General features: G+C 74.0%; 10 protein-coding genes. 6 read left to right on the top strand and 4 right to left on the bottom strand.

Features of this window, described 5'->3' with window-relative positions; genetic code table 11:
• Nucleotides 1–8: 8 nt before the first annotated feature.
• Together BKD26_RS11725 and BKD26_RS11720 are read right to left on the bottom strand one after the other, a co-directional pair.
• Nucleotides 9–1412, bottom strand: coding sequence for a M23 family metallopeptidase (locus BKD26_RS11725; RefSeq protein WP_084897794.1), 1404 nt, complete (start codon nucleotides 1410–1412; stop codon nucleotides 9–11).
• Nucleotides 1413–1641: 229 nt separating this feature from the next.
• Entirely contained in the window at nucleotides 1642–2457 is an 816-nt protein-coding gene (locus tag BKD26_RS11720) for an alpha/beta fold hydrolase (RefSeq protein WP_241518609.1), read from the bottom strand.
• Nucleotides 2458–2756: 299 nt separating this feature from the next.
• Here BKD26_RS11720 and BKD26_RS11715 point away from each other — a divergent pair, with 299 nt between their 5' ends.
• A complete protein-coding gene (locus BKD26_RS11715; protein WP_073753619.1) occupies nucleotides 2757–3170 on the top strand; it encodes a cobalamin B12-binding domain-containing protein in 414 nt (137 codons plus the stop codon).
• Nucleotides 3171–3903: 733 nt separating this feature from the next.
• On the opposite strand, the gene BKD26_RS11710 is transcribed toward BKD26_RS11715, so the two are convergent.
• Both BKD26_RS11710 and BKD26_RS11705 read right to left on the bottom strand, forming a co-directional pair.
• On the bottom strand, nucleotides 3904–5526 hold the full coding sequence (locus tag BKD26_RS11710; protein WP_084897793.1) for a DUF5691 domain-containing protein: 1623 nt from the start codon (nucleotides 5524–5526) through the stop codon (nucleotides 3904–3906).
• Between the two features lie 16 nt (nucleotides 5527–5542).
• Nucleotides 5543–6895 (bottom strand): SWIM zinc finger family protein, encoded by a 1353-nt coding sequence (locus tag BKD26_RS11705; RefSeq protein ID WP_179166509.1) that lies wholly within the window; start codon nucleotides 6893–6895, stop codon nucleotides 5543–5545.
• Nucleotides 6896–7150: 255 nt separating this feature from the next.
• Between BKD26_RS11705 and BKD26_RS11700 the strand changes: the two genes are divergently transcribed.
• From BKD26_RS11700 to BKD26_RS11680, 5 genes are all read left to right on the top strand, one after another.
• Nucleotides 7151–8272, top strand: a complete 1122-nt coding sequence (locus BKD26_RS11700; RefSeq protein WP_084897791.1) for an AAA family ATPase — start codon at nucleotides 7151–7153, stop codon at nucleotides 8270–8272.
• Nucleotides 8269–10644, top strand: coding sequence for a DUF5682 family protein (locus tag BKD26_RS11695; RefSeq protein WP_084898003.1), 2376 nt, complete (start codon nucleotides 8269–8271; stop codon nucleotides 10642–10644). The genes BKD26_RS11700 and BKD26_RS11695 overlap by 4 nt, the downstream gene beginning before the upstream one ends.
• Nucleotides 10641–11801 carry a VWA domain-containing protein gene (locus tag BKD26_RS11690; RefSeq protein ID WP_084897790.1) on the top strand — a complete coding sequence of 387 codons (1161 nt, stop codon included), beginning with the start codon at nucleotides 10641–10643 and terminating at the stop codon, nucleotides 11799–11801. The genes BKD26_RS11695 and BKD26_RS11690 overlap by 4 nt, the downstream gene beginning before the upstream one ends.
• A 94-nt stretch (nucleotides 11802–11895) precedes the next feature.
• Nucleotides 11896–12774 (top strand): hypothetical protein, encoded by an 879-nt coding sequence (locus tag BKD26_RS39070; protein ID WP_143662640.1) that lies wholly within the window; start codon nucleotides 11896–11898, stop codon nucleotides 12772–12774.
• Nucleotides 12775–12865: 91 nt separating this feature from the next.
• Complete coding sequence (locus BKD26_RS11680; RefSeq protein ID WP_084897788.1) at nucleotides 12866–13786, top strand: hypothetical protein; 921 nt, start codon at nucleotides 12866–12868, stop codon at nucleotides 13784–13786.
• The last annotated feature ends 259 nt before the right edge of the window (nucleotides 13787–14045 follow it).

Genomic DNA, 14045 nt, shown 5'->3' with positions numbered 1-14045 from the left:
TGTTCTGATCAGCCGGTCGGGTCGAGGCCGTGGCTGCGCAGCCACGGCAGCGGGTCGATCGCGGCGCCGCCGCCGGGCCGTACCTCGAAGTGCAGGTGCGGTCCGGTGGAGTTGCCGGAATTGCCCGAGTACGCGATGACGTCGCCCGCCTTGACCTCGCCGGACCGGATCTTGGTGCTGCTGAGGTGGCAGTACCAGGTCTCGGTGCCGTCCTTGGCGGTCACGATCGCCATGTTCCCGTACGCGCTGTTCCACTGGGTGCGTACGGTGCCGTCGGTCGCGGCCATCACGGGCGTCCCGTACTGCACCGGGAAGTCGATACCGGTGTGCAGGGACATCCAGTTGACGCCCGCCTGCCCGTAGCGCGCGCTGAGCTGGTGCAGCGCGACCGGGAGGGCGAACTTGGGGCGCATCGCCTCCTTGCGCGCGGCCTCCTCCTCGCGCTTCTTGCGCTCCGCCTCCTGGCGCGCCTTGAGGTCGATGCGCTCCTGGGTGCGGCTGGCGCGGTCGCCGAAGTCGCGCGCGTCGGCGCTGAGTGCGGCCAGCTGGGTGTCGAGCTCGCTGTTGGCGACGACCGGCTGGACCGAGGCCGGGTCGGCGGCGGTCACCGCCTTCTCGTCGCTCTTGGTCTCGCCGGTCGCGCTGCCGGTGAGGCCGCTGACCGATGCGGCGGCGATACCGGCGACGCCCATCACGCAGGCGGAGGGCACGGCGACGGTGAGGAGCGCGGAACGTTTGGCGGGGGTGCGGCGACGGCCGCGGCTGCCTCGGGCGGGGCGGGGGACGACGGGGGCGAGCGCGGTCCGGGTGGGGCTTTCGTGCACGGCCGCGGGCTCGGGCTGCGGCTCGGGCTCCGGCTCGTAGGCGGGCTCGTACTCGTACACGGGCTCCGGTTCGGCCGCGGCCTCGGGCTCGGGTTCCGTATGGGGTTCCGTATGGGGTTCCGGCGTGGGCAGCTGGTCCGCGGCCGCGTAGTCGTACTGCTCGGGGACGGTGAACGTCTCGGCCGGCGCGGCGGCGTAGTTCCAGGCGGTGGCGTCGTAGGCGCCGGTGTCGAAGGAGGCGGTGGCCGCGGCGGCCACGTTCCATTGGCCGGTGGTGTCGTACGAGCCGGCCTCGCTCCAGGCGCCGGCGTCCCACTGCCCGGTGTGCTCGGAGTATTCGACGTACCCGGTGGTGTCCGTGGTGGCCCACTGCTGGGTGGCGGTGGCGGCGGCCCACTGGGTGGTGTCGTACTGGCCGCTGTGGTCGGCGTAGTAGCCGCTGCTGCTACTGCTGCTTTCGTAGGCGTTCTCGTACGTGCCGGGAAGGGCGCCGAAGAGGGGATCCGTCTCGAAGCTGCCGGTCTCGAAGCTGCCCGTGGAATACGCGTCGTTTCCGACGTACCCGGCGTGGGGGTGCTGGTCGTTCACCAACTTCTCTCTCGCCTCGGCAGCAGGACCAGGTCTGGGATCGACCCCGGCGAAGGGGCGACCCAGAGGGGAAAGCAGTGGGCGCGACTGTACCCGGCGGTACGCGCAACCGACAATCTTCCGTGGGTTTTAGGCCCGGGGGAAACGGGCATTCGGCCGCCTTTCGGCGGAGTGTGGGCAGAGCTTTGGCCCTACGTTCGAGAAATGTTCGAACTCTGGTCGTGTGGTGTCAGGCCACCGACATGGAATCGGAGGTTCCGGCGGTCGCTCCGTCGGACTCCAGGACCTCACGGATGCCGGCCGCGACCGCGGGGTGAACGGGCAGCGCGAGGTGGCCGATCCCGATGACGCGGACATTCCGCGCGATCAGGTCCGGATGGTCGATGCGCGCCGTCTCGACGGGCACCATCCACTGGTCCAGATCGCTCCAGAAGCTGACGAAGCGCGTACGGCAGTGAGGGGCCGGCTCGCTCAACTCCCGCACTACGGACGAGCCAGGACGCATCTGGCGCACCAGCGGGTGCGCGCCCGCGAGCGGCGCGGCGGTCGTGCCGGAGTGCGGCGTACCGAGCGTGACGAGTGTGCGCACGCGCCGGTCACCGCCGAGCCGCTGCACGTAGTAGCGGGCGATCAGCCCGCCCAGGCTGTGCCCGACGATGTCGACCTCGCCGTGCCCGGTGCGGTCGCAGATCTCCTCGACATGGCGGCCGAGCAGCTCGGCGGCGGCCCGGATGTCGCACGTCAACAGTGAGTAGTTGAGCGACTCCACATGGCGTCGGCCGTGCCGGGCGAGGGAGCGGCGCAGCAGGACGAAGACGGAGCGGTTGTCGACGAAGCCGTGCAGCAGCACGGTCGGCGGGAGGGCGCCGCGGCCGCCGGTGGTTGTGGTGGCAGTGGGCGGCCGGCGTTCCGGTGCGATGCCGGTGGGGTAGAGGAGGAGGTGACCGGCGAGGATCGCCACCTCCAGGGCGGTGGCCTTGATCAGCGCGGCGGACAGCCGTAACGGAAAGAAGGGCAGCACCTTCCAGGGCAACAGGACCTTCACGGCCGACCTCCGAACTGGGGTGCCGGCTCGGAGGGGTGGTGGCGATGGGGCCGTACCGCCGCGCCGCGCGGCTGGCGGCACGGTGATACGACGACCTCGTTGCGGCTCCCGTAGCGATCGTCCCGGCTTCTCCTGTGGCCGATGGGCCGCCCGGTGCGGGTACGACGCGTAGCGAACATGTCCCACGTGTGATTTCCCCCTCGCTATCCACCGCGAAACGGCCGGTTGCGGGATGCTGTCGATAACGTTCGTTCACCTCCCCGGGCATATAGGTACGGGGGACGCATGTGGAGGCAGTGATGGGTGTGACCGGTCCGATCCGCGTGGTGGTGGCCAAGCCGGGTCTCGACGGCCACGATCGCGGCGCGAAGGTGATCGCGCGGGCGCTGCGTGACGCCGGTATGGAGGTCATCTACACCGGCCTGCACCAGACGCCGGAACAGATCGTCGACACGGCGATCCAGGAGGACGCGGACGCGATCGGTCTGTCGATCCTGTCGGGCGCCCACAACACGTTGTTCGCGAAGGTGCTCGAGCTGTTGAAGGAGCGCGACGCGGAGGACATCAAGGTGTTCGGCGGCGGGATCATCCCGGACGCGGACATCGCGCCGCTGAAGGAGAAGGGCGTGGCGGAGATCTTCACGCCCGGCGCGACGACGGCGTCGATCGTGGACTGGGTCAACGCCAACGTCCGCGTCTCCGCCGAGGCGTAACCTGCTGCTTCCCAGCTGGGTGCCCCCGGCCGGGTGACCTGCTGGTCGGTGCACGCGCCGGTCGGGTGCCCGTGCCGGGTGCCTGCCCGGGCGGGGTGCCCGTGCCGGTCGGTGCCGTGCCGGGTGCTCCCCGGCCGGGTGCCCGTGCGGTCGGTGCCCCTCCGGTCGCGTGCCCCGTGCCGGGTGCCTGTCCCGGCGGGGTGCCCGTGTCGGTCGGTGCCCCTTTGGTCGGGTGGCCAACTGCTGATCGGGTGTCCGGGCGGGTGCGGCTCTGTTCGGGGCCCGCGCCTGGGCGTGGGGCCTGCCGGGGTCGCCCGCGCACGTACGGGTGCCGTGGAGGCCGCCCGGGGCACCGCCCGCGACCGGTCGCCGTTCCGGCGGGTCAGGCCCTTGGGGTGGCCCGGCGCGGGGGTGTGCCGTTGAGGTCCGCTCCGTGGGTCGTGTCCTGGGCTCTCCTTCGCAAGCTCAGTCGTTCTACGCCCAGAACACGCCCCACTGCGCGTCCCCCTCGGGGCGGGCCAAGGCACCCGGGCACGTCACTGCCCCGCGTTACGCAGTCGCCCCGTGTGCACGGTCAGGTCGCTGCCCTCGCGGCAGCGGGGAGCCGCCGACCGGGTGCGGGGTCGCCCGAGCGGCGCGAAGCTGCCGCCGGGTGTGTGTGGGGGCGTCAGCCCCCACGTACGACCCACCTCCCCCGCCAGGGGGTCCGGAGTGGGGGAAACGCACGTACGGCTCACTCCCCGTCCGGGGCCCCGGGGCGAGGGCCCAGGAGTTCGGTACGCATCGCCGCGCGGAGCCGTAGCGTGGCGACGAGGCGTTGGAACGCCTCCGACCAGTAGCCGCCCGCCCCCGGGGACGCGCCTTCCGGTTCGTCCGGGAGGGCCGTCAGGACCTCGAGGCGGTCCGCCTGGGCGGGGTCGAGGCAGCGTTCCGCCAGGCCCATGACGCCGCTGAAGCTCCAGGGGTAGCTGCCCGCGTCGCGGGCGATGTCCAGCGCGTCGACCACCGCGCGGCCGAGCGGCTCGGCCCATGGCACCGCGCAGACGCCCAGCAGCTGGAACGCCTCCGACAGCCCGTGCGCCGCGATGAAGTCGGCGACCCAGAGGGCCCGTTCGTCGCCGGGCAGGATGGACAGGAGTTTCGACCGCTCGGCGAGCGAGGACGTGCCCGGGCCGGTCGCCGGGGGCGTGGTGGGCGGGCCGAGCAGTGCGCGCGCCCAGGCGGGGTCCCGTTGCCGGACCGCCGCGCGGCACCACGCGGCGTGCAACTCGTCGCGCCAGTCGTCCACGACCGGCAGGGCGACGATCTGCTCGGGGGTGCGGCCGCCGAGCCGGGAGGGCCAGACGGCGAGCGGGGCGGACTCGACCAACTGGCCCAGCCACCATGAGCGTTCGCCCCGCCCGGTCGGCGGGTCGGGCAGGACGCCGTCGCGCTGCATGCTCGCGTCGCACTCGTGCGGGGCCTCGACGGTGATGGCCGCCTGGTCGCCCGTACGGTCCAGGCCCACGCATGTGGACGCCCGGTCGGCCATGCGGCCGGCGAGCGCCGACCGGGGCAGCGCGGAGAGCAGCTCGGCGGCGGTGGAGCGGACATTGCGGCTGCGGTCGGAGAGCGCCTGCTCAAGGAACGGCTCGTCGGCGTCGGACAGCCCCGTACGCAGTGAGTCGAGGAACATCAGCCGGTCCTCGGCCCGTTCGCCCGACCAGGTCGAGCCCAGCAGGGCGGCCGCGGCGGCCGGGTCGTGTGCCCGTACGGCTCCGAGCAGGGCGACCCGTTCGGCGAACAGGCCTTCCTGCCACAGGCACCGCACGGCGTCCTCGTCGGTGGGGTCGGGCAGCGTGGTCCCGCCCGATCCGCCGCGCAGCGCGAACCGCCACTCCGGGTTGAGCCGGGCCAGCCACAGCCCGCGCGGCCCGGCGAACGTCAATGCGGCGGGGCGCAGATCGGTGCGGGCGCGGGCCGCGTCGAGCAGCGCGGGCAGGACGGACGCCGGCGCCTGGTAGCCGTGCTCGTTTGCCGCCGCCAGCCACTGCGGGAGCAGCTCCGTGAGGTCGGGTGCCGTGCCCCGGCGGCCGCCGCCCGAGGACGCGCCGGAACGGTCGGCGAGCAGTTGGGCGAGCCGGCGCCGGGCCGCGTCGGGAAGCGGTGGCCGCTCGTCGCGCGGCGCCGGCTCGGGCAGGGCGGCGGCGGGCCCCGGGAGCAGGCCCGCCCGCCGCCGGACGGTGTGCAGCGCGGCGGCGTCCAGCAGTGCGACCGGCGCGTCCTTGCCGGGCGTCAGGACGTCGGGAGCCGGCGCGCGGCGGTCGGTGCCCAGCAGCGCCGAGGTGACGAGGTCTTCCCAGGTCGTGGTGGTCATCGTGTCCTCCGTACGCTCAGGTCAGCGCGACCGTCTCGGGCGTGTCCGCCGACCAGGCGGTCAGCGGGGTGAAGCCTCGGTGCCCGCACTCGCCGAACACCGTGACCGGCCTGCCGCCCGACAGCGCGGCCAGCCGCCACAGGCCGGGCCGGGCGAGCGCGGCCGGGGCGACCGGCAGGGCACACCTGCCGTCGGCGTCGGCCAGCTGCCAGCCGCCGTCCGGCAACGGCACGGGTATGACGCCGGCCAGCGTCACCGGCCAGGAGTCCAGCCACGGGTCGTCCCGCAGGGCCGTCCCGTAGGCCGCGACAGCGTCGGCCACCGGCCCGCCCGGCGGGGGCCCGGCGTCGGGCACCGGCACCGAGAACTGCTCGCCCAGCTCGGCCCGTAGCTGGGCCGCCCCCGCGTACGGCGTGACCTCGGCGTCGATCACCACACCCACCGGCAGGGCGATTCCGGGGGCGCGCCCGGCCGCGCCGAACGACAGCAGCAGCGCCGTTCGCCCGCTGTCCCTGCCGTACAGCCAGACGCGGCGCGTGGTCAGCTTGCCGTCCGAGGTGTCGTACCGGGCGAGGACCGACCAGTGGTCGCGCACGGCGGGGCCGTCGGCGGGCGCCGTCAGCCCTACCCGGGTGCGGACCGTCGCGGCCAGCGGCTCCGGCAGCCGCTCGATGTCCAGCCACGCCCGGTCGAGCAGATGCGTCAGCGCGCACTCCTCCAGCAGCCGCACCGGCCAGCCGGGCCCCGTGCCCGGTATCGCCCCCAGCTCCCTGACCCGGCCGGCGAGGCCGGGCGCCTGCGCGTCGACCATCCGCGCCGCGGTCTCGTCCCACAGCTCGTACCCCGACCGGTCGGCGGAGGCGAGCCCGCCGCGCAGCAGGTCGGCCAGCCGCTGCTCCAACTCCTCGGCGCCCGCGGTGATCCGGGCGGCCCGTTGATCCGCCCGGCGCCGGGCCGCCTCGGGGTCGGCGCTCTTCGCCGGGCGGCCGGCGCCCGGGTCCGCTTCCTTGTTGCCGGCCGCGCGTGCCCGCCGGCCCGCCAGCCACCGCTCGGCCCAGTCCGGCGGGTCGGAGCCGCGCACGGTCTCCCCGTCCGCCGCCCAGAGCAGCAAGAGCCCCAACGCGTGTTTGCACGGGAACTTCCGGCTCGGACAACTGCACGCGTACGCCGGGCCCGTGGTGTCGACGACCGTCTGGTACGGCGTGCTTCCGCTGCCCTTGCACAGCCCCCAGACGGCCCCCGAGCCGTCGCTTCCCCCGCCCGACCACGGCCCGGCCGTGCCGAGCTTGCTGCCCGCTCTGCGTGAGGCGTCGTCAGGAGCCAGAGCCAGCACCTGTTCCGCCGTCCAGCGCACCCCCTGCTGATTCATGGGAACGACGGTAGGCGGTCCCACTGACAATCGGCCCTGACCAGCGAATTCGCCCGGGCGAGTGGGGACGAGGCCGCCAAGCAGTCGAGAAGGACCACCGGCTGCATCGCCGTGTCGCCCGTCGCCGGCTGACCCGTCGGCAACTCCGCTCGAACATCGGTCGGTTCCGCCCTGAGCTGCGGAAACGACCGATTGTCAGTGCCATGGTGCACGGTTGATTCCACACCCGGTCGAACACGATCTGGAGGGGGATCCATGACCGTGCCCGAAACCACCGAAGCCACCGAGACATCCCGCGGCGAGGCCCTGCGCCCGCACGCCGAGGACGCGTTCGCGCACGAACTGACGGCACTCGCCGCGGTCGACGACCGGCCCCGCCCGGCCCGCTGGCGGATGTCGCCGTGGGCCGTCGCCACCTACCTGCTCGGCGGCACGCTGACCGACGGCACCGTGATCACACCGAAGTACGTGGGACCGCGCCGGATCGTCGAAGTCGCCGTCACCACCCTCGCCACCGACCGCGCCCTGCTCCTGCTGGGCGTCCCCGGCACCGCCAAGACCTGGGTCTCCGAACACCTCGCCGCCGCCGTCAGCGGCGACTCCACCCTCCTGGTGCAGGGCACGGCCGGCACCCCCGAGGAAGCCATCCGCTACGGGTGGAACTACGCGCAGCTGCTCGCCCATGGGCCCAGCCGCGACGCCCTGGTGCCCAGCCCGGTCATGCGGGCCATGTCCGACGGCATGACCGCCCGCGTCGAGGAGCTCACCCGTATCCCCGCCGACGTGCAGGACACCCTGATCACGATCCTGTCCGAGAAGACCCTGCCCATCCCCGAGCTCGGCCAAGAAGTCCAGGCAGTACGGGGATTCAACCTCATCGCCACCGCCAACGACCGCGACCGCGGCGTCAACGAGCTGTCCAGCGCGCTGCGCCGCCGCTTCAACACCGTCGTCCTCCCGCTGCCCGCGACACCGGAGGCCGAGGTGGACATCGTCTCCCGGCGCGTCGACCAGATAGGGCGCTCCCTCGACCTGCCCGCCGCACCCGAGGGCATCGACGAGATCCGCAGGGTCGTCACCGTCTTCCGCGAACTGCGCGACGGCGTGACCACCGACGGCCGCACCAAGATCAAGTCCCCCTCCGGGACACTCTCCACCGCAGAGGCGATCTCCGTCGTCACGGGGGGCCTCGCCCTCGCCGCCCACTTCGGCGACGGCGTACTGCGCCCCGGTGACGTCGCCGCCGGCATCCTCGGCGCCGTCGTCCGCGACCCGGCGGCCGACCGGGTCGTCTGGCAGGAGTACCTGGAGACCGTCGTCCGCGAACGGGACGGCTGGAAGGACTTCTACCGGGCGTGCCGGGAGGTGTCGGCATGACGGCGGCCACTGGCCCCCTGCTGCTCGGCGTCCGCCACCACGGCCCCGGATCGGCACGCGCCGTGCGGGCCGCGCTCGACGCCGCCAAGCCCCCGGCCGTGCTGATCGAAGGGCCGCCCGAAGGGGACGCGCTCCTGCCGCTCGCCGCCGACGAGCGGATGAGCCCCCCGGTCGCGCTGCTCGCGCACGCCGTGGACGACCCCGGGCGGGCGTCCTTCTGGCCGATGGCCGAGTTCTCCCCCGAGTGGGTCGCCATCCGCTGGGCGCTCGACCACGGCGCCGCCGTGCACTTCATCGACCTGCCCGCCACCCACACGCTCGCCATGGCGAAGGACCCCACCTGGACGGACGGCGAAGGGGAGGAGACGGACGGCGGCGAAGGCGACGGCCAGCGGTACGGACTGCGGATCGACCCCATCGCCGTCCTCGCCGAGACCGCCGGGTACGACGACCCCGAGCGCTGGTGGGAGGACGTGATCGAGCACCGCGGCACCGGCGCCGCACCCAACGGGCCGCCGGGCACCGGCGACCACGACCCGATCGCGGTGTTCACCGGCCTCGCCGACGCCATGGCCGCCCTGCGCGAGATGTACGGACACGGTGGACACGACCGCGATCTGATCCGCGAGGCATACATGCGCCTCCAGCTCCGCGCCGCGCGCAAGACGCACGGAGACGGTGTGGCCGTCGTCTGCGGAGCCTGGCACGTGCCCGCGCTCGCCGCGAAGACCACCGTCACCGCCGACCGGGCCCTCCTCAAGGGCCTGCCCAAGGTCAAGACGGAGATCACCTGGGTGCCCTGGACGCACCGCAGGCTCGCCCGGCACAGCGGCTACGGCGCCGGCATCGACTCACCCGGCTGGTACGGGCATCTGTTCGGCGCCCCGGACCGGCCGGTCGAGCGCTGGATGACCAAGGTCGCCGGACTGCTGCGCGACGAGGACCGGATCGTCTCCTCCGCCCACGTCATCGAGGCCGTACGGCTCGCCGGGACACTCGCCGCCATGCGGGGGCGTCCGCTCGCGGGCCTGACCGAGACCATCGACGCCGTACGGGCGGTGATGTGCGACGGCTCCGACGTACCGCTCGGGCTCATCAAGGACCGGCTCGTCATCGGCGACGCACTCGGCGAAGTGCCCGAGAGCGCCCCCGCCGTGCCCCTGCAACGCGACCTCACCAGGCTCCAGCGCAGCCTGCGCCTCAAGCCCGAGGCCCTGGAGCGCGAGCTCGACCTGGACCTGCGCAAGGAGACCGACGCCGCGCGCAGCCGACTACTGCACCGGCTGCGGCTCCTGGGCGTCGGCTGGGGCGAACCGGCCGCCGGACGCGGCAGCACCGGCACGTTCCGGGAGACCTGGCGGCTGCGCTGGGAGCCGGAGCTGCACGTACGGGTCGCCGAAGCCGGCATGTGGGGCACCACCGTCCTCGCCGCCGCCACCGCCAGGGCGGAATCGGAAGCCACCTCGGCGACCGCGCTCGCCGACGTCACCGCCCTCGCCGAACGGTGCCTCCTGGCGGGGCTCTCCGACGCGCTGCCCGTGGTGATGAAGGCCCTCGCCGACCGGGCCGCGCTCGACGCGGACGTCGGGCACCTCGCCCAGGCCCTGCCGGCGCTGGCCCGCTCCCTGCGGTACGGCGACGTCCGCGCCACGGACACGGCCGCGCTCGGCGAGGTCGCCATCGGACTCGCGCTGCGCGTCTGCGTCGGCCTGCCGCCCGCGTGCGCGGGCCTCGACGCGGACGGCGCCGCCGAGATGCGCGCCCACCTGGACGCCGTCCACACCGCGATCCGGCTCCTGCCGGACACGGAGGACGGCACGGAAGACCTCACCGGCCGCTGGGCCGGCGTCCTCGGCACGCTCGCCGACCGCGACAGCGTGCCCGGCGTCATACGGGGGCGGGCCGCCCGGCTGCTGCTGGACGACGGGCGGCTCGCCGAGGACGAAGCCGCGCGGCTGATGGGGCTCGCCCTCTCGCCGGGAACGCCGCCCGCCGAAGCGGCCGCCTGGATCGAGGGGTTCGTCGGCGGGGGCGCGGCCAACCCCGGCGGCGGCATGCTGCTCGTCCACGACGAACGGCTCCTCGGGCTCGTCGACGCCTGGCTCACCGGCGTTCCGGCGGAGGCGTTCACCGATGTCCTGCCGCTGCTGCGGCGTACGTTCTCCGCGTACGAACCCGGCGTCCGGCGCACGCTGGGCGAGCTGGTGCGGCGCGGCCCGGAAAGCGGGGGCCCGGCCCGCGCGGAGGCCGGGGTCCCCGGCTTCGCGGCGGAGCTGGACCAGACCCGGGCGGACGCGGTGCTGCCGCTGCTGCGCCTGCTGCTGGGCACGGCCGGCAGGGACGACAACAACCTTCTGGGGGTGGGGCAGTGAGTGAGGACGAGCGGCTGCGGCGCTGGCGCCTGGTGCTGGGTGGAGGCGCGGCCGACGGCACGGGCCGCACGCTCGCCGGGACCGACGCCGCCATGGACGGCACCCTGGCCGCGCTGTACGGGGAGAAGGACAACAGCCAGGGCCGCAGCGGGCGCGATCGGTCCGCGGGGCTCGGGGCGTCGGCGCCGTCCGTCGCCCGCTGGCTCGGCGACATCCGCGCCCACTTCCCCAGCTCCGTCGTGCAGGTGATGCAGCGTGACGCGATCGACCGGCTCGGTCTGTCGACGCTGCTGCTGGAGCCGGAGATGCTCGAGGCCGTCGAGGCCGACGTCCACCTCGTCGGTACGTTGCTCTCGCTCAACAAGGCGATGCCCGAGACGACGAAGGAAACGGCACGGGCCGTCGTACGCAAGGTCGTCGACGACCTGGAGAAGCGGCTCGCGACCCGCACCCGCGCCACGCTCACCGGCGCACTCGACCGCAGCGCCCGCGTCAGCCGGCCGCGCCACCGGGACATCGACTGGGACCGCACCATCCGGGCGAACCTGAAGAACTACCTCCCGGAGCACCGCACGATCGTGCCCGAGCGGCTCATCGGGTACGGGCGGGCCGCGCAGTCCGTGAAGAAGGACGTGGTGCTCTGCATCGACCAGTCGGGTTCGATGGCGGCGTCCATCGTGTACGCCTCGGTGTTCGGAGCCGTGCTGGCCTCCATGCGCTCCCTCGCGACCCGGCTCGTCGTCTTCGACACGGCCGTCGTCGACCTCACCGACCAGCTCGACGACCCCGTCGACGTCCTGTTCGGCACCCAGCTCGGCGGCGGAACCGACATCAACCGGGCGCTGGCGTACTGCCAGTCGCAGCTCACGCGCCCGGCCGACACCGTGGTCGTCCTCATCAGCGACCTCTACGAGGGCGGTATACGCGACGAGATGCTGAAGCGAGTGGCGGCGATGAAGGCGTCGGGCGTGCAGTTCGTGGCGCTGCTCGCGCTCTCCGACGAGGGAGCACCGGCGTACGACCGCGAACACGCGGCCGCGCTCGCCGCGCTGGGAGTACCGGCGTTCGCGTGCACCCCGGACCTCTTCCCGGAGGTGATGGCCGCGGCGATCGAGAAGCGGCCCCTGCCCATACCGGACATGGTGACCCATCAGTAACACGGGACTTGCGTCAACCCGGGATGTTCGTGCAAGCATCAGCGCGACGTACGCGGAAGACGATGTTCCGCGCATGGGGAGGATTCCGGACACCGTGACTGCCGCAGCAGCTCTCGCGCACGCTGCCGCCCCGCGCACCGAGCGCGGGGCGGTGGCGCGGCGTGCGCTGGCGGTCGTGCTGTTCCTCGGAGGCCTGCTGGCCCTCGGCATGCTGTGCGGCGGCCCGGCGCACGCGGCGGACCAGCCGTCGACGGCGAACGCCGCCACCCAGGTGGAGCGGTCAGCCGCCACGGAGCGGCTCCCGGACGCGCCCGACGCCGACCCCGCCATCGCGCCGGCCGCCGTGCGCGAGGCCACGGAGGCTGTCGAGCCGGTCGCCCAGGCCGTCGCCCAGGCCGTCACCGAGCCCGTCACGGGCGCCGTCCGCGAGGTCACCGGGGCGCTCCCGCAGGCCCCGGTCGAGGCGCCCTCCGGCCCCGTCCTCCCCGCAACTCCTGCGGCACCCTTCCCGGCGGACCACCCGGGTTCGCTGCTCGCACCGCCGGCCGGCGACCCCCGGCCCCACGACGCGGCACAGGCCCCCGGCCCGAACGCCGCTCACCAGGGCGCCGCCCCGCCCCGTACGCAGACCGCGGCCCCGCACGCCGCGGCCCCGCACGCCGCGGCTCCCCACGCCACGGCCCCGCACGCCACGGCCGCCGAGGCGACGGGCGCCGGCACCGCCACCCAACACGGCCCCGCAGACGTGGACGCGGTCGTCGTCGCCGCGCCGCTGCCGTTCGCGCCCGGCCCGTGCGGCGGCGTCGTCCGGCCGTCCGCCGCCGGCGACAGCGGCCCGCCGCGCCCGGGCGACCCGCATGCCATGGCGTACCGGGCGGACGCGCACACCGCACCCGTGCGGGGCACCGCGCTGCCGGCGACCGCCGCGCCCATCCAGGACCGACCGCACAACATCCTCGAATTCCCCGGCTAGGGCAGGCCTCCCCCCGCTCAAGACCTGCCGCGCGGGGGCGGGACAGGTCTGCCCGCCGTCTCCAACCGAATTCGAAGGAACCGACGCACCCATGCACAAGAACATCCGCCGCTCCATAGCCGTCGCCGCCACCGCCACCGGCATGTGGGCGATCGGCACCGCCGCCGCCAGTGCGGCCGAGGTGTCCGTCTCCGTGCCGCTCTCCACCCCCGACAAGGTGGTCGACGCGGCCGACACGGTCACGGACCACACCACGGCCGCCGTCACCACCCACGTCCAGGACACCCAGCAGCAGGCCACCCAGGACGTCACCACCGACGCCCGGTACGCGACCGCCCAGGTCCAGGGCACCACCGCCCAGGTCCAGGGCACCACCGCCCAGGTCCAGGGCACCACCTCTCAGGTCCAGGGCGTCGGTGCCGAGGTCCGGACCGAGGCCGAGGGCGAGATCGACTACCTCTTCGGCCCCCTCTCCGCCTTCGCCCACGAGGTGCAGAGCGACCCCGTCGCCACCGCCACCCCCGTCGCGGACGCCGCCGCCCAGGACGCGCTGCCGCCCATCGCGTACCGCGCCGTCCACTCCGCCGCGCCGGTCGCCGGCCAGGCGGCCGGGGACGCGGGCGTCCTCGTCGAGGACGTGGTCTCCGACGCCTACCCGTTCGCCGCCGACGTCGTCTCCGGCGTCCAGCCGCTCGCCGGCGGTGTGGCCGGCCAGGTGCAGCCGTTCGCGGACGGTGTCACGGGCTCCGTGCAGCCGCTCGTCCAGGCCGTCGCCGACCAGGTCCAGCCGGTCGCGCAGGGCGTGAGCGGCAGCGCGACCGGCCTGGTGGGCGGCGTGACCGGTGAGGTGGCGCCGTTCGCGTACGACGTGACGGGCGACGCCCAGCCCTTCGCGACCGGCCTGGTCGAGGGCGTGACCGGTGACGTCCAGCCGCTCGCCGGCAACGCCGTCTCCGGCGTCCAGGGCACGGTCGGCACCGTCACCCCGGACTACCTCCCCTACGGCGTCTGATCCGGTACGAAATCCGTAGCAACGGGCGGTCTCACAGTCGGTGGGGCCGCCCGTTTGAGGTTCGTGCTTGTGACAGGTATCACCGCTCCGGTGTGATCTGCGATTTAGGTGCCTCGGTCTCACGGGGATAATCTGCGAGACGGACATGCCGCGTCCACGGACACCGTGTACGCCTCCCTTGTGACAGCGCAGTCACGTTGCCCTCCGCGGCACGCCCACGCAGACAACGGAACCGCGATCACCAGAAAAGGGACGGACG

This window comes from Streptomyces sp. CB03238 (genome assembly GCF_002099185.1).
GTDB lineage: Bacteria > Actinomycetota > Actinomycetes > Streptomycetales > Streptomycetaceae > Streptomyces.
Note: the sequence above shows the minus strand (reverse complement) of the source record. Positions and strands in the feature narration are given on the sequence as shown.

Bases quoted from the DNA above. Each gene is read 5' to 3' on its own strand.
- BKD26_RS11715 (WP_073753619.1), top strand. From the start codon at position 2,757: ATGGGTGTGACCGGTCCGATCCGCGTGGTGGTGGCCAAGCCGGGTCTC.
- BKD26_RS11710 (WP_084897793.1), bottom strand. From the start codon at position 5,526: ATGACCACCACGACCTGGGAAGACCTCGTCACCTCGGCGCTGCTGGGC.
- BKD26_RS11705 (WP_179166509.1), bottom strand. From the start codon at position 6,895: ATGAATCAGCAGGGGGTGCGCTGGACGGCGGAACAGGTGCTGGCTCTG.
- BKD26_RS11700 (WP_084897791.1), top strand. From the start codon at position 7,151: ATGACCGTGCCCGAAACCACCGAAGCCACCGAGACATCCCGCGGCGAG.
- BKD26_RS11695 (WP_084898003.1), top strand. From the start codon at position 8,269: ATGACGGCGGCCACTGGCCCCCTGCTGCTCGGCGTCCGCCACCACGGC.
- BKD26_RS11680 (WP_084897788.1), top strand. From the start codon at position 12,866: ATGCACAAGAACATCCGCCGCTCCATAGCCGTCGCCGCCACCGCCACC.